General features: G+C 35.5%; 6 protein-coding genes, 1 tRNA gene, 3 rRNA genes, 1 pseudogene and 1 CRISPR repeat array. Of the genes and pseudogenes, 7 read left to right on the forward strand and 4 right to left on the reverse strand.

Going from position 1 to position 23,252, the window contains the following annotated elements:
• Positions 1 to 2: 2 nt before the first annotated feature.
• Positions 3 to 2,279, reverse strand: coding sequence for a thiosulfate reductase PhsA (gene phsA / locus CIG1485E_RS03230; RefSeq protein WP_038453668.1), 2,277 nt, complete (start codon positions 2,277 to 2,279; stop codon positions 3 to 5).
• Positions 2,280 to 2,474: 195 nt separating this feature from the next.
• Here phsA and yedE point away from each other — a divergent pair, with 195 nt between their 5' ends.
• Complete coding sequence (yedE, locus tag CIG1485E_RS03235) at positions 2,475 to 3,680, forward strand: selenium metabolism membrane protein YedE/FdhT (protein WP_200876045.1); 1,206 nt, start codon at positions 2,475 to 2,477, stop codon at positions 3,678 to 3,680.
• Positions 3,680 to 3,925: a sulfurtransferase-like selenium metabolism protein YedF gene (yedF, locus tag CIG1485E_RS03240; RefSeq protein WP_038453671.1), complete on the forward strand. Its 246-nt coding sequence runs from the start codon at positions 3,680 to 3,682 to the stop codon at positions 3,923 to 3,925. The genes yedE and yedF overlap by 1 nt, the downstream gene beginning before the upstream one ends.
• Here yedF and murI read toward each other — a convergent pair.
• On the reverse strand, positions 3,922 to 4,683 hold the full coding sequence (murI, locus tag CIG1485E_RS03245; protein WP_038453672.1) for a glutamate racemase: 762 nt from the start codon (positions 4,681 to 4,683) through the stop codon (positions 3,922 to 3,924). The two genes, yedF and murI, sit on opposite strands and share 4 nt — an antisense overlap.
• Before the next feature lie 14 nt (positions 4,684 to 4,697).
• On the reverse strand, positions 4,698 to 6,500 hold the full coding sequence (locus CIG1485E_RS03250) for a menaquinone biosynthesis decarboxylase (RefSeq protein ID WP_038453673.1): 1,803 nt from the start codon (positions 6,498 to 6,500) through the stop codon (positions 4,698 to 4,700).
• 546 nt (positions 6,501 to 7,046) lie between these two features.
• Here CIG1485E_RS03250 and CIG1485E_RS03255 point away from each other — a divergent pair.
• From CIG1485E_RS03255 to CIG1485E_RS09590, 5 genes and pseudogenes are all read left to right on the forward strand, one after another.
• Positions 7,047 to 8,561: ribosomal RNA gene (locus tag CIG1485E_RS03255) — 16S ribosomal RNA — on the forward strand.
• 87 nt (positions 8,562 to 8,648) lie between these two features.
• A tRNA-Ala gene (locus tag CIG1485E_RS03260) sits at positions 8,649 to 8,724 on the forward strand.
• Between the two features lie 543 nt (positions 8,725 to 9,267).
• Positions 9,268 to 12,178: ribosomal RNA gene (locus CIG1485E_RS03265) — 23S ribosomal RNA — on the forward strand.
• A 150-nt stretch (positions 12,179 to 12,328) separates the two neighbouring features.
• Positions 12,329 to 12,446, forward strand: a 5S ribosomal RNA gene (rrf, locus tag CIG1485E_RS03270).
• Together the 16S, 23S and 5S rRNA genes with 1 tRNA gene alongside form the textbook arrangement of a ribosomal RNA operon.
• A 1,258-nt stretch (positions 12,447 to 13,704) precedes the next feature.
• A pseudogene (locus CIG1485E_RS09590) lies at positions 13,705 to 13,938 on the forward strand (ComEA family DNA-binding protein); the annotation flags it as partial.
• A gap of 424 nt (positions 13,939 to 14,362) precedes the next feature.
• Positions 14,363 to 20,081: a CRISPR direct-repeat array (repeat unit 30 nt; unit sequence GTATAAATTTATCCTTGTAGGATTTGAAAC).
• Between the two features lie 206 nt (positions 20,082 to 20,287).
• Here the strand turns inward: CIG1485E_RS09590 and CIG1485E_RS03280 are convergent.
• Complete coding sequence (locus CIG1485E_RS03280) at positions 20,288 to 23,128, reverse strand: autotransporter outer membrane beta-barrel domain-containing protein (RefSeq protein WP_038453675.1); 2,841 nt, start codon at positions 23,126 to 23,128, stop codon at positions 20,288 to 20,290.
• Positions 23,129 to 23,252: the final 124 nt, after the last annotated feature.

Consider the following 23,252-nt stretch of genomic DNA (forward strand, 5'->3'; position numbering starts at 1 on the left):
TCCTAAGCCTTGATTATATCTACGCCAACATTTGTTACCATAGTTCCACAAACTACTCCATCTGCTGGATTTAAAATAACACTTTGGTTGGTTCCTATCATATTTGATCTTGTCAAATCAGGCGTAATGTGACCAAATCCATGATATAAAAATAAAGTATCTTCTCTGATTCCCTCAGTAAGCATCAAAGTGGCTTCTACTTCGCCAAATTCGTTTTTTAGTATAACCTTATCGCCATCTTTTAAGTTTTTTTGTTTGGCTGCTTTGGTATTTATCCATAGCGGAGAAAAACTCATTAGATTATTTAATATAGGTAGGCTTTGAGTATGACCGTTTGTGTGAATAGCTGTTTTTCCAGTCATCAAACAAAACTCATGACCGCCATAAACGTCCATGTTATTTGTGTTTAGTGAGCCTTCGCCAGGAAGTTTCTCTTCTATGCTGGCTAAAAATAGCTCTATTTTTCCACTTGGTGTTTTAAATTTGATCTGTGAACTCATTTGCCCATTTTCATCTACGAATTGCGCCGCATTTGAATATTTTTCGACAAATTTAGACACATAGCTTTTTTCTCTGTAATAAACTTGCGGGACTTTCCAGTTTACATATCCGTCTTTTATGAGATCTGCTACAAGCTTGTCGTTGCCTTTTGCTTGGATCATTCTGTATTCATTTATAGTATTCCAAGTGTAGTTTTGATCTATTTTCATAAGTCTAGCTAGCTCTCTAAATATCTCATATCCGCTTTTTGTACCAGCTATTGGCTCAATTGCTTTATTTCTCATGTAATATCCTGGAGCGGTGCCAGACTTGTTTTGTATACTCTCATCTCTTTCCAGGTATGTTGCCTCAGGCAAAACCACATCAGCTAAATTTGAAAAGTCATTTAAATAGACGTCGATAGACACGACAAAATCAAGCTCTTTTATGGCTTTTATAGTATCTTTTGTGCCAGCGACATTTATAAGGTGGTTAAATCTTGTATTTACCCAGCCTTTTATAGGGTATGGCTTTTGGCTTAAAATCGCTGGAGCTATATCCATCAAAACACCATGTTTTCTTGAGATGAAGAAGTGTTTATGACCTTCTTCGCCACATCCATCTATTCTCTGTGTTTTTGGGATTTTGAATGCGGCATCTGGATTTGCCAAAGTCGGAAATAGCTCCTCGCCACATAATTTGTTAAATGTTTTTGCATCTTTGCCAAAGAATATTCCGCCTCGTTTTTCAAGATTTCCCATTAGGGCATTTGCTATAGCTATGGCTCTTGTTCTTTGGTATTCAGCCTTTGTCGTTGTGGTTTTGTGTCCCCAGTCGATGATAACTTGAGGCGCTTTAGCCCAAATTTCATCAGCTATTCTTTCGACATCTTTTGCTTTGATACCTGTTATATTTTCTTGCCATTTTGGGCTTGTTTCCTTGACAGATTTTATGACTTCATCTATGCCTATAGTGTATTCTTCGATAAATTTCTTATCATATTTTTCATCTCTTATCCAAACATGAATAAGAGCCATTAAAAATGCTAAATCAGTTCCAGGCTTTACAGGAAGCCACTCATCTGCTTTTGCTGCAACTCCGCTAAATCTTGGATCTAAAACCAAAAGCTTTGCGTCTTCTTTGCTAGCAAATTTGGCAAGTTTTTTAGTGTCAGATATGACAAGACCTTCAAAAAGATTATGTCCGAAATTTACTATATATTTTGCATTTGCGTAGTCTCTGCTAAGCCCTGAGCCATAAGTGTGGCTTAAAACCATATTATATGTAATAGGGCAGCAAGACCAGTGAGAAAATATATTCGGACTACCATAAGCACAGGCGAAATTTGTCATTTGAGTATGGCTTTCTCCGCTTTTTGATGTGAAAACAACGCTTTGTGGACCGTATTTTTGCTTGATCTCATCAAGCTTTTTAGCACATAATTCCAAAGCCTCTTTCCAGCTAGCTTCACGCCATTTATTCTCTCCTCTTTGTCCAACTCTTATAAGCGGTGTTACGATGCGTTTTGGGTCATATAGCTGGTTTAATCCAGCCCCACCTCTTGCGCAAACTGAGGTTTTGTTGGCGTTAAATTTAGGATTTCCTTGTATGAAATTACATTTTCCATCGATGACTTGAGCTTCGATAGGACAGCGTGTTGAGCACATTTCACAAACACTTGGAACTAGTTTTGAGCTTTGATTTATTAATGAGCTTTTTGCTCCTAAATTTAGTTCAAATGCTGCTAATGTTCCAATGGCTGTGCTTGTTTTTAAAAATGATCTTCTAGAGATTGCCACCTTGAACTCCTTTTACAAAAATATAGTCTAATTTTAAATCAGCTACGTAAAATTAACGTAAATTATCTTTTAGCTTTTATTATAAATTTAATTCTTTTATTTAAATAGTATTAAATGTATTTTTTATTACAATTACGCCCTTAAATGCCAGTTTGGCATATAACAAATTTAAAGGTTAATTCGATGAATTCTGTTTTGAATCAATTCAAACAAAAGTATCTTGTGTATTTTTGGGATACCGCAAAGGCCATGGTAGCGCTTGCCATAATCGCTTCAATATATTTTGGTTTTTTTGGTACAGGTTGGCAAGTCACTGGCGAGATGACGCGCTGGGGCGGCGAGTTTTTGGAGCTTTTTGGGCTTGATACTAGCAAATATAGCTATTATCAGATGACAAATCTCTCAGGCAATCCGCTTACCAGATATGAGGGAATGGTGCTTATCGGTATGTTCCTTGGTGCAACCATAGCAGCTCTTTGGGCAAACAAAGTCAAATTTCGCCTTCCAGCTTCACACATTCGTATAGCTCAAGCTATCATCGGTGGGCTTTTATCTGGATTTGGTGCTAGGCTTGCATTTGGTTGTAACTTGCTTGATTTTTTCACTGGTCTGCCATATTTTTCTTTGCATACTTGGGAATTTGCCATTTTTATGGTGCTTGGTATTTGGACTGCTACAAAGGTCGGTAAGCTTAGAATTTTTATGCCAAAAGTCACTTTAGAAAACTGTGGCGTGCATGGTAAAGGCATTGAGCATGACAAAGCACGTGCAAAACGCCATTTTAGATACGGCATTGCGATTTTAGTCGTTACCATTGCATGGCTTGTCTATCTTTTTGCGACCACTGAGCCGTTTGCACTGAAAAATAAGGCATCATTTGTGCCGCTTGGGCTTATGTTTGGTCTTGCTTTTGGTTTTATTATTTCACGTGGTCAAGTTTGCTTCACTTCATGCTTTCGCGATCTATTTTTGTTTGGCCGTGACAACGCAGCAAAAGGCGCATTTTATGGAATGATTATTGCCACATTTATAGTTTTTGTACTTATGCTAAACGGCTACACTGCGTTTGTGAGAAGCTTTTCAGTTGCTGTTGCGCTTGGGGCATTTTTGTTTGGTTTTGGTATTGTGTTTGCTGGTGGTTGTGAGTGCGGATGGACTTATAGGGCAGCTGAGGGTCAAATGCACTTTATGATAGTTGGCGTAGCAAATTTCGCTGGAACTGCGGTTTTAGCGCTTATTTATGACGAAATTCCAGCATGGCTAAAAGCTGGTGCCAAAATCCAGTTTTTAAATGAATTTGGTGCTTTGCCAGGACTTGCTCTAAATGTGGGGCTTTTACTACTTTCAATCGCACTAATTTTTGCTTACAAAAAACGATTTTTTGCTAAAGGAGGCTACTAATGGCTAATCTAGAAAATGTTGAAATTACTTATACACTTGATATCCAAGGCGAGGCTTGCCCGATGCCAGCAGTTGCGACTCTTGAAGTGTTGCCAAAGATGAAAAAGGGCGAGGTGCTTGAAGTACTTTGCGACTGTCCACAAGCTATCAACTCAATCCCAGTTGATGCTAAAAATAGGGGATTTGAAGTCTTAGCAGTCGAGCAAGATGGCCCGACTTTGAGATTTGTGATAAGAAAACCTTAGCTGATTTTACTCATTTCATCGAGCCTTTTTAGATATGGCTCGATGAGTTTTGTATCCATCTCTTCATAGGATGAAAAATATCTAAGCTTGTTTTTCTCGCCAAATTTACTTATATTTCCAAGTTTGCGCATCATCTCTTTTATCGTTCCGTTTATGCCATCTATGATGCTGACGTGAGCTGGCAAAAGCTCTCTAAAACTATCTTTGAAGTAGTTAAAATGAGTGCATCCAAGAACCAAAAGCTCAGTTTTATCAATGTCAAATTTGGATAATTCATCTTTGATATATTTTTTTACTTCTATGCTATCAAAATCCATATTTTGAGCAAATTCAACGAGTTTTGGCATACCTAAAAGTCTAGTTTTTGTTTCTAAATTTACTCTGTGGATGAGATCTGAGAGTTTGTTGCCTTTTATCGTGGCTGGAGTGGCGACTACGAGTATGTCTCCGCTGGAGTTTGCGCCTAGTTTTATGGCTGGCTCCATTCCTACTATTGGTAGGCTGAAGCTAGCTCTAAGCTCGCATATTGCGGCGCTTGTGGCTGTATTGCAAGCGATGACTATCATATCTACGTTTTGTTCTACTAAAAATTGAGCCGCATTTATGGTGAGTTTTGTTATTTCGTCTTTGCTTTTTGTGCCATAAGGTGCGTTTAAGTTATCAGCAAAATATATAAAATCCACGCCACAAAAGGCTTTTAAAGCTTCATTTAAAAGGCTTAGTCCGCCTATACCTGAGTCAAAAACTGCTATTTTCATCTCTCAAACTTCTTTTAACCAAATATCTCAAATTTTTCAAAAAGCTGTTCGTCACGCTCCAAAAGACCCTTATTTATGAGCTTTTCTACGACTTGCCTTGTGCAATTAGTCTCCTTTGGCCAGCCACGAGTGTAGCCCTCCCATTCGTGCTTCCTAGTCGCGTCCACGCAAATTTGCTCATCATTTATAAAAATATCACGCAGTGCATCAATATTATTTGTTACTCTCCAAACAAGCATATAAAGGTTATTTAGCCTTACATCGTTATCGATAAAGATTAAGATTTTGAAATGTTCTTTAAATTTACATAGCTCATCAAAAACACTTTTAACAAGCTTATCTTTATCAAATTTAACAAAACAAATCGGGTTTTTCGTATCTGTAAAATGCTGCTTGACTTCTAACATATTTTTATTTATGCTTTTAAATTTAGCCAAAAGCTCATCATCGCTTAGCAAATTTACAGTCTCAGGCTCAAAATCAATACTCGCATCGATTCCAAGCTTACCACCAAAGCATGAGTTTGGGCTAGCGTGATCTAGCTGGTCGCACACGCCGCTGCTTATAAGCATACTTTTTGGGCTAAATTTATTCAAAATATACCTTGCTAAATTTGCATAATCGTCTAAATTTGGTGCAGTTTCTGGCACAAAAATGGCGTGTTTGACAAAGCTCATTTGCCCAACGCCCCAAAACGCGTGCATCATTTGAGTTGCTTGAGCTGGATAGCACTCTTTAAATTTAGCCAAGATTAGATTGTGAAAAACCCCATTTTCAGGCATTTTATAATCAATCAGCTCAGGAACTGTGGTTTGCAAAAGTGGCATAAAAATACGCTCAGTCGCGTATCCCATGTATTTGTCCTCAAGCGGCGGTTTACCGACGACAGTAGCGTGAAAAATAGGATTTTTTTTGTGAGTGATTTTGGTGACTTCCATAACAGGAAAAGGCTCAACCGGAGTGTAAAATCCAGTATGGTCGCCAAATTTACCCTCATCTTTTAGTCTATTTGTGTCGACAAAGCCCTCTATGACGTAATCTACATCGTGTGGAATAAAAATATCGTTTGTGAGTGATTTTACGAGTTTGGCTGGAGTTTTTCTGATAAATCCATAAAGCATAAGCTCAAAAATATTTTTAGGCAGTGGCGCTTGACCGCACCAAATGTAAAGTGGATCACCGCCAATTGCGACAGTTACTGGCATTTTGACTCCAGCTTTTTTGTATTCGTGGAAGAAATGAGCGGCGTCTTTGTGGATTTGCCAGTGCATTCCAAGCTCATTTTTTGAATGTACTTGGAGGCGATACATTCCGAGATTTTGCGTGTTTGAGTTTAGATCTTTTGTATAGACTTGACCCATTGTGATGAAGGCTCCTCCATCTTCTTCCCATGTTTTTAAGATCGGCAAATCGTATAAATTTAGCTCGTTTTGGGCTATTTCTTGGCACTGACCGCGTGAGCTTAGTCTTTTTGGAAGAGCTGATTTGAGTGAAAATAGTTTGGAAAAAAAGTCAAGTTTTTCTTTGATTGTGGTTGGTTTTTTAGGTTTTAACAAACTTTGTATTTCTTTTGCAATTTCATTGCTATCTTTGCCAAGTATTAAATTCAAGGCTTCAAAACTTCCAAATGTGTTTGTCAAAACTGGATCAAATTTTTTACCATTTTTATCTGTTGGATGAGTAAATAAAAGAGCTTTTGAGCTATCTTTTTTGACCTCTATGTAACTTAAATGAGCGATTTCAAGATCGATATCGCAAGGTGTATCTATAATCTTCAAAAGTCCGTTTTTGTTTAAAATATCAATATATTTTTGCATAATTATCCCGCTTAAATTTGCGTAATTTTATCAAAAAATATATTTATATTTAATTAACGGATTGATTACTTGACTTTTTGAGGCAATAAACTCAGTATTTCTTTTACGCGAGTTTATTTATATTATTAATGTAAGTATTTAAATTTATCCTCCACTAAAAATACATTTTCCCCAACTTTTCTCAATTTCCCCAATTCTTTAAGCTATATTTAAGTATGTCTCTTGTATAATTCCAGCTCACGAAATGAGAAAGACCTTCTATCTTCTTCTAGATATTAGAAATCACTTCACTTTTCGATGTTTTTTAAAATTATAAATGTTAAACTATTTTTTATAGTCAATCTTTGAAATCTAAACAAGTGATCGATTGAGCCAGAACTACTTTTTAAAGTAAGTTCTATAGTATAAAAATAATTATATTATCTTTATACTTATTAATATATAAAACTTAAAAGTTTTTAGATTAAAAACTTCATAATAAATTTGGGTTTATCCCAAATTTATGCTGACTTTTCATCTGCAAGATAAAAAGTCTTTTGCATAAATTTTATGGAGAGTTTGATCCTGGCTCAGAGTGAACGCTGGCGGCGTGCCTAATACATGCAAGTCGAACGGAGATTTAAGAAAGCTTGCTTTTTTAAATCTTAGTGGCGCACGGGTGAGTAATGTATAGTTAATCTGCCCTACACTGGAGGACAACAGTTAGAAATGACTGCTAATACTCCATACTCCTTCTTAACATAAGTTAAGTCGGGAAAGTTTTTCGGTGTAGGATGAGACTATATTGTATCAGCTAGTTGGTGAGGTAATGGCTCACCAAGGCTTTGACGCATAACTGGTCTGAGAGGATGATCAGTCACACTGGAACTGAGACACGGTCCAGACTCCTACGGGAGGCAGCAGTAGGGAATATTGCTCAATGGGGGAAACCCTGAAGCAGCAACGCCGCGTGGAGGATGACACTTTTCGGAGCGTAAACTCCTTTTCTACAAGAAGAACCATGACGGTATTGTAGGAATAAGCACCGGCTAACTCCGTGCCAGCAGCCGCGGTAATACGGAGGGTGCAAGCGTTACTCGGAATCACTGGGCGTAAAGGACGCGTAGGCGGATTATCAAGTCTTTTGTGAAATCTAACAGCTTAACTGTTAAACTGCTTGAGAAACTGATAATCTAGAGTGAGGGAGAGGCAGATGGAATTGGTGGTGTAGGGGTAAAATCCGTAGAGATCACCAGGAATACCCATTGCGAAGGCGATCTGCTGGAACTCAACTGACGCTAATGCGTGAAAGCGTGGGGAGCAAACAGGATTAGATACCCTGGTAGTCCACGCCCTAAACGATGTATACTAGTTGTTGCTGTGCTAGTCACGGCAGTAATGCACCTAACGGATTAAGTATACCGCCTGGGGAGTACGGTCGCAAGATTAAAACTCAAAGGAATAGACGGGGACCCGCACAAGCGGTGGAGCATGTGGTTTAATTCGAAGATACGCGAAGAACCTTACCTGGGCTTGATATCCTAAGAACCTTGTAGAGATATGAGGGTGCTAGCTTGCTAGAACTTAGAGACAGGTGCTGCACGGCTGTCGTCAGCTCGTGTCGTGAGATGTTGGGTTAAGTCCCGCAACGAGCGCAACCCACGTATTTAGTTGCTAACAGTTCGGCTGAGCACTCTAAATAGACTGCCTTCGTAAGGAGGAGGAAGGTGTGGACGACGTCAAGTCATCATGGCCCTTATGCCCAGGGCGACACACGTGCTACAATGGCATATACAATGAGATGCAATATCGCGAGATGGAGCAAATCTATAAAATATGTCCCAGTTCGGATTGCTCTCTGCAACTCGAGAGCATGAAGCCGGAATCGCTAGTAATCGTAGATCAGCCATGCTACGGTGAATACGTTCCCGGGTCTTGTACTCACCGCCCGTCACACCATGGGAGTTGATTTCACTCGAAGCCCGAATGCTAAACTAGCTACGGTCCACAGTGGAATCAGCGACTGGGGTGAAGTCGTAACAAGGTAACCGTAGGAGAACCTGCGGTTGGATCACCTCCTTTCTAGAGTACATACTAGTAAGTCTCACAACTGCTAGTTAAGAAAGAGGTCTCAATCACACTTGTTTAGGTTTGAGAGATTGCTATATTGGGGAATTAGCTCAGCTGGGAGAGCGCCTGCTTTGCACGCAGGAGGTCAGCGGTTCGATCCCGCTATTCTCCACCAATAGTTTAATATTTTATAAAAGTCTAATTTAAGAACTAACATTAGTTTTTAAATTAGACTTTTGTCTAAAGTTATTTAAATTATCATTGTTAAAAGTCACAATCAAGTTTTAATAAATAAAACAATTTTACAGGACTTGTTAGAGCTTTAAATATAGACTAGTTTAGCAAATAGTTAATTAAACAATCTGTTATCCCAATAACTAAAATATTAACTATCAAGTTTAACATCACAATCTATTAAGTTTTAAAACTTACTTAGTAGTAGTTAATGCTTTCCGTCTTATAGTATATATTTAAATATTGTAAAATATAAATTATCAAATTTATTTTTTATCTTTAACAAGGAAGTGATGCAAATTAGAATAATAATCTAAACAAAAATATAAAAACTTCTCAATTCCGAAATACCAAATTTAGTATTAAGTTTGTCTTTATGGAAAATGAACACAATATTTATATTGTGTTGTGCTTTAGGTGGGTTGAGGGAGTGCTTGCACTTCCCATCGGAACAAGAGCTTTGCTCTTGTGAGAAGACTAAAAAAGGTAAGCTACTAAGAGCAAATGGTGGATGCCTTGGCTAGTAGAGGCGATGAAAGACGTGCCAGGCTGCGATAAGTCTCGGGGAGCCGTCAAGGGGCTTTGATCCGGGAATTTCTGAATGGGGCAACCCAGTTAATAGTGATATTAACTACTGTATTTACAGAGCTAACGTGGGGAATTGAAACATCTTAGTACCCACAGGAAGAGAAATCAAAAGAGATTACGCTAGTAGCGGCGAGCGAACGCGTAAGAGGGCAAACCGTTAGTTTACTAACGGGGTTGTAGGACTGCAACATAGACTTAAACAAACTAATAGAATAACCTGGAAAGGTTAGCCATAGTGGGTGATAGCCCCGTATATGAAAGTGCGTTTATACTTAGCAGTATCCTGAGTAGGGCGGGACACGTGAAATCCTGTCTGAAGCTGGGGAGACCACTCTCCAACCCTAAATACTACTACTAGACCGATAGTGCACAAGTACCGTGAGGGAAAGGTGAAAAGAACTGAGGTGATCAGAGTGAAATAGAACCTGAAACCATTTGCTTACAATCATTCAGAGCACGATTCTTTATGACGTGTGATGGACTGCCTTTTGCATAATGAGCCTGCGAGTTGTGGTGTCTGGCGAGGTTAAGGAAACCCGGAGCCGTAGCGAAAGCGAGTCTTAATAGGGCGTATAGTCAGATGCTGCAGACCCGAAACGATGTGATCTATCCATGAGCAGGTTGAAACTGGTGTAAGAGCCAGTGGAGGACCGAACAGACGGCCGTTGAAAAGGCTCCTGATGACTTGTGGATAGGGGTGAAAGGCCAATCAAACATCGTGATAGCTGGTTCTCTCCGAAATATATTTAGGTATAGCGTTGTGTCGTAATTATAAGGGGTAGAGCACTGAATGGGCTAGGGCATATACCAATGTACCAAACCCTATCAAACTCCGAATACTTATAATGTAATCACAGCAGTCAGGCGGCGAGTGATAAAATCCGTCGTCAAGAGGGGAACAACCCAGACTAACAGCTAAGGTCCCTAAATCTCATTTAAGTGGAAAACGATGTGGAGTTACTTAAACAACCAGGAGGTTGGCTTAGAAGCAGCCATCCTTTAAAGAAAGCGTAATAGCTCACTGGTCTAGTGATTCTGCGCGGAAAATATAACGGGGCTAAAATGAGTACCGAAGCTTTAGACTTAGTTTTTAACTAAGTGGTAGGAGAGCGTTCTATTCAGCGTTGAAGGTATACCGGTAAGGAGTGCTGGAGCGGATAGAAGTGAGCATGCAGGCATGAGTAGCGATAATCTAGGTGAGAATCCTAGACGCCGAAAACCCAAGGTTTCCTACGCGATGCTCGTCATCGTAGGGTTAGTCGGGTCCTAAGCAAAGTCCGAAAGGGGTATGCGATGGAAAATTGGTTAATATTCCAATACCAATTATTATGTGCGATGGAAGGACGCTTAAAGTTAGTGGAGCTAGCGGATGGAAGTGCTAGTCTAAGGGCGTAGGTTGAGTTATAGGCAAATCCGTAACTCTTTATCCGAGACCTCAAAGGCTCACGACGCTCTTCGGAGTTGAATGAGAATCCATGATACTATCGAGCCAAGAAAAGTTTCTAAGTTTAGTAATAATTGCCCGTACCGTAAACCGACACAGGTGGGTGGGATGAGTATTCTAAGGCGCGTGGAAGAACTCTCTTTAAGGAACTCTGCAAAATAGCACCGTATCTTCGGTATAAGGTGTGCCTAACTTTGTTAGTAGATTTACTCTACAAAGCAAAGAAGGTTACAACAAAGAGTCCCTCCCGACTGTTTACCATAAACACAGCACTCTGCTAACACGTAAGTGGATGTATAGGGTGTGACGCCTGCCCGGTGCTCGAAGGTTAATTGATGATGTTAGCTCTGCGAAGCATTTGATCGAAGCCCGAGTAAACGGCGGCCGTAACTATAACGGTCCTAAGGTAGCGAAATTCCTTGTCGGTTAAATACCGACCTGCATGAATGGCGTAACGAGATGGGAGCTGTCTCAAAGAGAGATCCAGTGAAATTGTAGTGGAGGTGAAAATTCCTCCTACCCGCGGCAAGACGGAAAGACCCCGTGGACCTTTACTACAGCTTGACACTGCTACTTGGATAAAGATGCGCAGGATAGGTGGGAGGCTTTGATCTATAGACCCTGGTTTATAGTGAGCCATTGTTGAGATACCACTCTTCTTTATTCGGGTAGCTAACTAGCCTAAGTTATCCTTAGGTAGGACAATGTCTGGTGGGTAGTTTGACTGGGGCGGTCGCCTCCCAAAATGTAACGGAGGCTTACAAAGGTTGGCTCAGAACGGTTGGAAATCGTTCGTAGAGTATAAAGGCATAAGCCAGCTTAACTGCAAGACATACACGTCAAGCAGAGACGAAAGTCGGTCTTAGTGATCCGGTGGTTCTGTGTGGAAGGGCCATCGCTCAAAGGATAAAAGGTACCCCGGGGATAACAGGCTGATCTCCCCCAAGAGCTCACATCGACGGGGAGGTTTGGCACCTCGATGTCGGCTCATCGCATCCTGGGGCTGGAGCAGGTCCCAAGGGTATGGCTGTTCGCCATTTAAAGCGGTACGCGAGCTGGGTTCAGAACGTCGTGAGACAGTTCGGTCCCTATCTGCCGTGGGCGTAAGAAGATTGAGGAGAGTTGACCCTAGTACGAGAGGACCGGGTCGAACTGGCCACTGGTGTACCAGTTGTTCTGCCAAGAGCATCGCTGGGTAGCTAAGCCGGGATGTGATAAGAGCTGAAAGCATCTAAGCTCGAAGCCAACTCCAAGATGAATCTTCTTTTAAGAGCTCTAGTAGACTACTAGTTTGATAGGCTGGGTGTGTAATGGATGAAAGTCCTTTAGCTGACCAGTACTAATAGCTCGTTTGCTTATCTTTATATAAGCATCACTTCCTTGTTAAGGATAAATTATATTCTTGCAAAGAAATCAGTTTTACCAATTAAAACTAAAAAGACTTTTAACGATAATTATCTAACACAAACAGTGTTAAATAAGAGAATAACTAAACATTCTTTTATTTAACACTGCCCGTGGCTATACAGATGAGGAAACGCCTTGCTCCATCTCGAACCAAGAAGCTAAGCTCATCATGGCCGATGATACTCTCTCTTACTGGGATGTGGAAAAGTAGGTCGCTGCGGGCTTTGTGTTATTATTCACTTTATTTCAATCAAATCTTTTTACCAACCAATATTTTATTTATTTCAATAATACTTTTTATTTTTAGTTCTTTATTTATATAAATTAAATTCTATTGATTAGTTTAATGTTTTACCATTGATGTAGTGCATTATTATTAATCAAATGTTTATGTTGAATTTTATCTTTTATTGATTTAGAACCATTTATTTATCGATCAAAATCTTTAGCTTATTATCAATCAAATTTTTATATTAAATTATCTTTTTTATTAATTTAGTCTTATTACTTTTTAATTGAATTTTATGTATGAGTAAATGTTTAATGAATTTATTTCTTTTAATTAGTCAAATCTTTTTTATTTCAAATCGTTTCTTTATTAGTTAAAATCTTATTTTATTTATTAAGCTCTTATGATATGATAGTCTTATTTTAAATTTAATATTTTTTATTAATACAATGTCTTACTACTTTTTATTACTTATTAAATTTATCTAGATATTTAATGCTGCCTATTAGATTTTTTATGCTTGTTTGCAAATTTAATATTTTTATTACTATCTATATCAAGTTGTCTTATTTGCAAATATTATTAATTCAATCTTATTGATCAATATGTTTGATTTTATGTTTATGCTCTTATAATATTAGGCTATTTGTTTGGTATATATATGAAATGATAGGTTATTGGTGCTATTAATATTATTGATATTAATATGTATTTACATCTTAGTAGAATAAATTTAAGTTATTCTATTAATTTATCTTTTATTGATTTAATGGCGAGAAACTAAGTCAAGGTATAAGCCAAAATCCAGTAAGTAGATTTCAAACAATGTTAGCAAATCAAACCATAAGAACAATCACAAGATTACTTATTTAAAATAGAATGAATCAATTGGTTCTATACTTTTATTTCTAATCAAATAAAGAAATTTGCATCCTCATTAAAGATTATTTATCTTTGTGCTATTTTTTTAGTTTAAAATCATATAAGGGGAAATACATAAGCTAATCAAAAGAGCTAAAATATTTAAATTTTATAATGGAAAACCATAAACATTATATGCAAAACATCATATTACTTTATTACTCTTAAACTAAAATAGTATTATTGTTTAAATCTACTTAACTAACCCCCAAGTGTTACCTTTCTTCTCATAGATTATATAATTATTACATCAAACAAGCTTATTAAGTTTAGTTTTAAAATATATGCTTATAATCAAGTAAATTCTAGTAAAAGGATAAGTAATGAATATGATGTTTAAGTTTGTATCTAGTATGGCTTTACTATCAAGCTTAGTTTATGGAGCTGTTAATCTAAATACAGCAAGTAAAGAGGAGCTAATGGCTTTGCCTGGCATTGGAGAGAGCAGGGCTGAAGCTATTATAGATTATAGAAATAAAAACAAATTTAATTCTATAGAAGATATTAAAAATGTTAAAGGTATAGGTGATAAAAGATATGAAGCTATAAAAGCAGATCTATCTATAAATGGAGACAATGATATATCAAATTTAAAATCTAAAGGTAATAGTAGTAAAAGTAGTAAAAAGGTTAAAGAGAAGAAAGATAAGATAAATAGCGATATTAAAAAAGATAGAACAGGTAAAGAGAAGAAGGATAAAGTAAGCAAGAGTAAGGTAAGCAAGGATAAGGGTGAAGGTAAATAGATAATATAGAATAAGAATAAGATGTATAAATATAAATCAAGATTAGATGGTTTTAATAGAATTAAAATATAAGTAAGAGGGGGGATGGTAAAATCTAAATCCAAATAAAGCTATTTATAAGAAATATTAAATTTAGTAAAATTGGGTATATTTTTGTTTGTAAGTATATGGTTAAGCTTATTTAAAGTATAATAATATGCTGTATAAATAGATCAATTGCTTGTAGACAGAATATTTGATTGCTGTATAAATTTATCCTTGTAGGATTTGAAACAAATCGTAGGCATTCAGTTTGATGAGCTAAAAAAGGTATAAATTTATCCTTGTAGGATTTGAAACTATCAAAGCTACAGCCACTATTATAAACGAAAAAGTATAAATTTATCCTTGTAGGATTTGAAACCATACTCTTTTGGAACTTCTATTTTTTGGTCGGCGTATAAATTTATCCTTGTAGGATTTGAAACGCAAGTTTTCCAAAAACTCACTCTCATCACTAGCAGTATAAATTTATCCTTGTAGGATTTGAAACATCGAATATTTGTGTAGATAAACGGCTTTATACCGGTATAAATTTATCCTTGTAGGATTTGAAACCGACTGTTCTTTTTTCAAAGTTTGTATTGTAGTTCGTATAAATTTATCCTTGTAGGATTTGAAACACCGCTATTTGGGAACGCAGATGAGCAAACACTAGTATAAATTTATCCTTGTAGGATTTGAAACTTTTTGTAGCCGTTTCCTTGATATGGTAGGGTTCTGTATAAATTTATCCTTGTAGGATTTGAAACGCGTTGTATTTTGAAAATCTCACGCTATTTCCCTGTATAAATTTATCCTTGTAGGATTTGAAACGATTTGTATCTGTTGTAGTATCTATAATGCGATTGTATAAATTTATCCTTGTAGGATTTGAAACTAGATACTCTCTTCAGTTTGTGGAGTACCCAGATAAAGTATAAATTTATCCTTGTAGGATTTGAAACTATGCCATTTCCAACCTTTCCTACCCCAAAGCTTGTGGTATAAATTTATCCTTGTAGGATTTGAAACATCTTGAAACGGCGAATGATTTTGGGCTTAGCAGTATAAATTTATCCTTGTAGGATTTGAAACTTTTGAATGAAAATCAAAAGAGATTAGTCTTGAAATGTATAAATTTATCCTTGTAGGATTTGAAACTGCTAAAATAAAGCTTAAGCTGAATAAAGTTCTAAAGTATAAATTTATCCTTGTAGGATTTGAAACTAGGTTCTTTTGTAAGCAAATCATAATCAAAATGGTATAAATTTATCCTTGTAGGATTTGAAACGCCCAAATATCCGTTTAGGAGCTAGTTTCTATTTAGTATAAATTTATCCTTGTAGGATTTGAAACTAGGTGGCGTTGTGTCTTGTTCGCTATCGCCACGACTGGTATAAATTTATCCTTGTAGGATTTGAAACTCCTCTCTCTTAAAGGTGGCTAATGATTAGCTTAAGTATAAATTTATCCTTGTAGGATTTGAAACATACAAGAATTTTTCTTTTAGCCCCAAAACAAAAAGTATAAATTTATCCTTGTAGGATTTGAAACACCGGAGAAACTACCCCTGCTAATGCCTCCCACACTGTATAAATTTATCCTTGTAGGATTTGAAACATAGTCTTAAGTACTTGCTCTAAGGTAGCAGACAGTATAAATTTATCCTTGTAGGATTTGAAACTTCAAGGCTTTATAAAAGATATATTCAAGCCAAAAAGGTATAAATTTATCCTTGTAGGATTTGAAACTTCCTGTGATGAGTTTAAATTTGAGTTTGGGGGCTTTGTATAAATTTATCCTTGTAGGATTTGAAACCACAGCCTTAAAAGAGCTTGAAGATAATAAATACATAGTATAAATTTATCCTTGTAGGATTTGAAACATCTTATATTTTGTATAGCGAATGGCTTCATTTTGTATAAATTTATCCTTGTAGGATTTGAAACAAAGCTTTGTAGGTACGATTTGGTCGAATGTTCTACGTATAAATTTATCCTTGTAGGATTTGAAACCCAAGACTATCTTTATACACTCTAGCCCTAAATCCGTATAAATTTATCCTTGTAGGATTTGAAACGTCGATGAAGGGCGTATGGGTAGAGATGTATCAGGTATAAATTTATCCTTGTAGGATTTGAAACATCCAACTTATGGAAAATTTGCAATTGCGTAGGCTGGTATAAATTTATCCTTGTAGGATTTGAAACTAATGTTTTGGCTATTAAATCGTTTGTGCGGAACTTGTATAAATTTATCCTTGTAGGATTTGAAACCAATCTCTTCCTTATCGAGATTGCTGTTTTCAAAGTATAAATTTATCCTTGTAGGATTTGAAACTAGTGCTATCAGCTCCTACAACCAAGTCAGCATAGTATAAATTTATCCTTGTAGGATTTGAAACGATAGATTTCATTGCCTAAGCTTAAAAGCTTTGTGTATAAATTTATCCTTGTAGGATTTGAAACGGTTTGATTAGTTCCATTTAGTCCCTTTTTTTTAGTATAAATTTATCCTTGTAGGATTTGAAACTAACAAAAAAAAAGGGAGTAAAAAAGCCGTGCTAAGGTATAAATTTATCCTTGTAGGATTTGAAACGAAGCTTAATCGTTTGCATTCCTACCACGCCATCAGGTATAAATTTATCCTTGTAGGATTTGAAACTATGGTTTACCGCCCAGCTGAAGAGCTATCAGACCGTATAAATTTATCCTTGTAGGATTTGAAACGATAGATTTCATTGCCTAAGCTTAAAAGCTTTGTAGGTATAAATTTATCCTTGTAGGATTTGAAACCTGGTTAAGCTCTTGATAATAGCTCTTATCTCACGGTATAAATTTATCCTTGTAGGATTTGAAACTTATGCGTTTTTTGGCTTTTTTGCCATTGTTTTTGGTATAAATTTATCCTTGTAGGATTTGAAACGCTTTTCAAGTTTATATCTGTCTATATCCTTAGCGTATAAATTTATCCTTGTAGGATTTGAAACCCTATGCCACTTCCTGCTGTCCATATGACAAGCTCGTATAAATTTATCCTTGTAGGATTTGAAACGGCTCTGAAGCTGATATTCAATCACTTATTGGAGTATAAATTTATCCTTGTAGGATTTGAAACAAGCCTCTTCTATCTAATCCTATAAAGCAAGTTACAGGTATAAATTTATCCTTGTAGGATTTGAAACCTAGGTATTGCGTGGTGTAGCTCAGCAACGCTAAGGGTATAAATTTATCCTTGTAGGATTTGAAACCTCCTTTTTTTGAGTTGTGTAGCGATGTACATTAGTATAAATTTATCCTTGTAGGATTTGAAACAAGAGCTTGGTTTCGCACCGTCTAAAATAGAAGCGTATAAATTTATCCTTGTAGGATTTGAAACCAGGTTTATCTTTTTTTGAGTAATCCAAAAGAGCAGTATAAATTTATCCTTGTAGGATTTGAAACGCCCAGAAACACTAACAACTAAATTAACAACTTTTGGTATAAATTTATCCTTGTAGGATTTGAAACCCGCTACTATCTGTAACATACATAAAATCAGCGAGTATAAATTTATCCTTGTAGGATTTGAAACTGTTAGTTCTTCTTATGATTCTGTTGAATGTTATTCGTATAAATTTATCCTTGTAGGATTTGAAACGTTCTGATGTTTCTCGAACTATTACACCCGTTTTGTATAAATTTATCCTTGTAGGATTTGAAACAAATGAAGATGAGATTAGAACTGCACTTCTTAATAAGTATAAATTTATCCTTGTAGGATTTGAAACCGATAAAATCAAGCAAATAAGCCAAAAACAGATAAGTATAAATTTATCCTTGTAGGATTTGAAACTAAAGTCCATTGAAAGCCGTTTATTTCGCCATTGTATAAATTTATCCTTGTAGGATTTGAAACGTGGGTACATTGAAAGCCCCTTGCTAGCAAACTATAAAAGTATAAATTTATCCTTGTAGGATTTGAAACTCTATCCACCAACTTGCACGAGTTTCTCTGAAAAATGTATAAATTTATCCTTGTAGGATTTGAAACTCTCTTTTGTAGCTTCGCTTTTTCCCCTAGCTGAGCCATAGTATAAATTTATCCTTGTAGGATTTGAAACTCTCTTTTGTAGCTTCGCTTTTTCCCCTAGCTGAGCCATAGTATAAATTTATCCTTGTAGGATTTGAAACTTGCGGTTCAAGCTCAAATGCGTGATAATGCTGTAGTATAAATTTATCCTTGTAGGATTTGAAACTAAATATTATCAAGAACAATTAGACATTGAATTTGGTATAAATTTATCCTTGTAGGATTTGAAACTTTGGGTTTTCTAGTAGCCAATCTCTGAGATAATGTATAAATTTATCCTTGTAGGATTTGAAACAACTGGCTCATAAATCAAAAGTTGCAATTGCTTAGTATAAATTTATCCTTGTAGGATTTGAAACTGGTAGTTATTCCACTTTTAAAATAATTTATTATGGGTATAAATTTATCCTTGTAGGATTTAAAACAATTTGATAGGTTCATCGGTTGTAGCAAACTCAAATGTATAAATTTATCCTTGTAGGATTTAAAACCTTCTGGCTTGTTTACCTCTACAAAGTTTTCTTCGGTATAAATTTATCCTTGTAGGATTTAAAACTTGAGCAATAGTTTATTTGCTTTAAATATACCAAGGTATAAATTTATCCTTGTAGGATTTAAAACGCTTATTATCTACATAGATTTAAAGGTGATGAGCTAAGTATAAATTTATCCTTGTAGGATTTAAAACCGACACAATGCAAAAGCTAAATAACGAAATAAAGACGTATAAATTTATCCTTGTAGGATTTAAAACTCAGTTTTCTTGGACTTACTCCAACAATATATGAGTATAAATTTATCCTTGTAGGATTTAAAACCTATGTTATATTTCGCGTCAAGTTCTGCTTTTAGGTATAAATTTATCCTTGTAGGATTTAAAACCAACTCTGTAAATCAGTGAATATTTTCTGCCCTCTACGTATAAATTTATCCTTGTAGGATTTAAAACCTTGCGTTTGATATACTACCCTCTCGCAACCGATCAGTATAAATTTATCCTTGTAGGATTTAAAACCTGATTTGACAGTAGTTCCAGCTTCTATAGCAAATAGTGTATAAATTTATCCTTGTAGGATTTAAAACCACAGATGAAAATACCACAACTGTTAATGATTTAGGTATAAATTTATCCTTGTAGGATTTAAAACGACTTAATTACTTATGCAGCCCAAATAGAACAATAGTATAAATTTATCCTTGTAGGATTTAAAACTCCTAGTGATATTAACCAAGATGTTTCTAATCCTTTGTATAAATTTATCCTTGTAGGATTTAAAACGCTTATGTAAAAAATCAAGACATTAGCATATACTGTATAAATTTATCCTTGTAGGATTTAAAACTCAAGACTGATTAATACTGCAAAATAGACTGGAAAGTATAAATTTATCCTTGTAGGATTTAAAACTATATGCCCACGCTATATAGATTATGGACGATATAAGTATAAATTTATCCTTGTAGGATTTAAAACGTTTTTATGTGCGACTTGGTAAATATTATTTTACAAGTATAAATTTATCCTTGTAGGATTTGAAACGAATCAAAATTTCATGTCTTTTCTGAAGAAGATTGCGTATAAATTTATCCTTGTAGGATTTGAAACCTAAATTTGAACCTTTTTTATCGATTTTTGTACGCTTGTATAAATTTATCCTTGTAGGATTTGAAACGCACTAGTGGAGCTGGTGGGGGAACTGGAAGTATCAGTATAAATTTATCCTTGTAGGATTTGAAACCACAAATCAGAAACTAAGCCGAAACTAAAAAAATCAGTATAAATTTATCCTTGTAGGATTTGAAACTCACTATAAAATGTGTCATATACAACCAAAGATGTAGTATAAATTTATCCTTGTAGGATTTGAAACCAACAAAATGCTAAGCAAAGAAAAGCGTAAAGGACGGTATAAATTTATCCTTATGAGGCTTTAAATACACGTTTATGCAAGGTTATATAACAAAAAGTAGTAAATTTCTTTTATAAGATTTGACGTTAATTTTCATTTTTTTATCGATTTTGTTAATTTTATCCGCATAAAAACTAAATTATATACAGACCGTGCCTTAGCACAGTCTAAAACAAATACCTAAATCCAGCTGTGGCTTGCCATTTGGTTTCATATCTGCCACCAAAAGTCTTTTCTAGGCTATAGTATATGGTTTTTGATTTATCATCGTTTAGCCATATATCTCCACCGATACCGACTTCATACCAGTTATCATCTATATTTATTGTTTTATGCAAAGACTCTTTTTTACCTTGCATATATACGCCGTATTCATCTATAAACTCTTTTAAAACTCCAAATTTGAAGTAGTGGCTACTTTGCTCAAAGTCCTTACCGGCGTATAATCCAAGTTTTCCTATAAGGCTATTTATGTTATCTTGCTCGACTTTTATACCTGTTGAAGTTGTGTAATCAACACCTCTAACATACCCATAGTTTATCTGTCCAAGCGGAGTGATAAAGTATCCATCTTCATTTTGTAGCTTTCTTCCTAGCTCTAAGCTTATATTTGCCATATTTGTATTATATTTGGCTTGCATGGTTTGACCTATGTCGTTAAATGCTTCAAATTTATTTCTTATATGATTGTATTTTAGAATAAAATCTATGTAATATTTATCTTCATTGAAGTATGATTCATACAAGGCTAGACCAATGTTTTTACTATCGCCTTTGCCAAATTTATAATCCATATCATTGTCTTTATAGCTCAAAGCAAATCCACTAAAGAAATCCCCATAATCATTGTCATATCTCTTGTCATAACCTGCTTGGATCATATTATATTTGTTGTTGAAATTTATATTTGCGTCGTTATATTCGCCTTTGGCTCCTATTATTCTAGCCCAGATTCCGTCTTTTTCATCATAGTTTTGTATCTCGCCAAGGCGTTTGTGTAAAGAGTCAAGTTCAAGTGTGCTAATGTCTAAATATCTTAGTATGGAATCATTTATGATCGAATTTGCTGCTTCGTTTTGTCGTTTGCCATAGCCTACTAAAAACCAGTTGTTTCCATTTACGCTACCCCCCCCCCTGACATTTATATCAGTTTGGAATACATAATCATACACATCATCCATGCTTTTAGATTGGACGCTTGTAAAAGTTACATTATTATGAACATCTCCAAACCATATAGCCTTATTGCTACCACTAAAGTCATACTCGCTAAGGCTTGGGATAGAAGAGCTAGAGATTCTAATCTTAGCAGAGGCTGGAGCTAAGGCGCTAGCTATACTTATAAAGTCTGTTTGTGTCCCACCGTGATTTATATCATCTGGAGAAATATCCAAGACAAAGACTCCATCGCTACCACTAAAGTCTGTAGCAACAACTAGATCTTGACCCCCGCTAGTATGAGACATATCTACTATACCTTTATTTAGTCTTAGATGACTTAAAGTGCTATCATCTATATTATACCAAGTAGCATCATTGCTAAATGCTAGATCTATAATGCCTCCGGTAGTTATATCAGTAGAACCAGTAAATTTAGACTCATTTGAGCTAAAAGCTGTACGTATCTCTCCGCCACCAGCAGAATACATATCGCCTTTGATTTGATTGATTGGAGCGTTTATGGTGACTTTGCCATTAGTATTGGTTCGTATGGCATTTATACCACTATTTAGTATGTTTGTATTTGTATTTATAGTTATATCACCACCATTATAAGCTCTTAGAGCGTCATTTGTTATATTGATATTTGAAATATCTGAAGTGATATTTATCTTACCACTATTGTCGGCAAATAAGCTCCAAACGGCATTTATGTTTACATCTTTTGCATTTAGGCTTACAACTGAACCGTCATTTGCCGAATACACAACATAGTTATCAGAAGAGCCAAGTTTTATGCTATTTGCATTTAGGTTTACTAAGCTTGTCGCTGTATCTGCAATGGCATTGCTATATATAGCGTATTTTGTAGCATTGATTGTTATGTCAGACGCGTTCAAATTTACTGTGCTATTTCTATAGCTATATACTCCAGTATCGTTTGATGTTAAATTTATACTATTATTTGCTTTTAAAGTTACTAAGCTATCTAGGTTTTCATATCCACGACTATAGATTGCCCTTGTGCCACCGTCTATATCGATATTTTTTGCTTCTAAGCTTATCTCATTTTTACCAAATGATGCGATTCCTTGCGCTGCACTATCGATTTTTATATCATTGTTTGCTTTTAGTGTGATTACGTTTGGTGGAACCAAGCCGGTATAGGCTAAGGCGTATATCCCAGCTCCATTAGTTTGCATAGCTTCTATGGAGATATTATTTGCTGAGTTTAAATTTAGTATATTTGGAGCAGTATATCCTCCAACGTTGCTTTGCATGGCAATACCTCTATACGCATTGGTGATTTCTATATTGCCAGTAGTGATATTAAATTTACTTTGATCTTTTAGCTCTATTGCATTGCCTACATTATTTATAGTGATAGATTGGTTGTTTATGTTTATATATCCATTATTATCAGTATATAATCCACCTATATCTTTATTAAAAGAAGTTTGATCTATAAAAAGATGTCCGCCATTTATATTAAAAGTGGCAGGATTTGCTGAATTATTTGAGCTTGATCTTAAAATATTACCATTTTTATATCCATTGATACTAAATGTTTTATCTTGGGCTATATTAAATGTTAAATCTGAGCCTTCCATTGCATATACGACTTGTTGCCCGCCAGTCGTAGTTACGCTTAGATTTTCATTGAATTGATATGTTTCAGTCGCATATGTCTGTATCAGATCTGCATTGTTAAATGTAAAATCTACATCATCATTATAGACATTTTGAGTCAAAAATCCAGTAGCATTTATATTGCTACAAGACATAAGCAGCACGCAAGGTATGCTAAACATAATTTTTGTATATTGCAAATTTATTTTACTTCTCATTCAAAACCCTTTCGTAGATAAATAAACTCTTTTATTTATCATGATTAAAATGTAACTGAAATAATATACAAAATTAAATAAATTTAAAATAAGAAATTTTCCGTATTATAATAATTATTATTTG

The sequence above is a fragment of the Campylobacter iguaniorum genome, from assembly GCF_000736415.1.
GTDB classification, from domain to species: Bacteria; Campylobacterota; Campylobacteria; order Campylobacterales; family Campylobacteraceae; genus Campylobacter; species Campylobacter iguaniorum.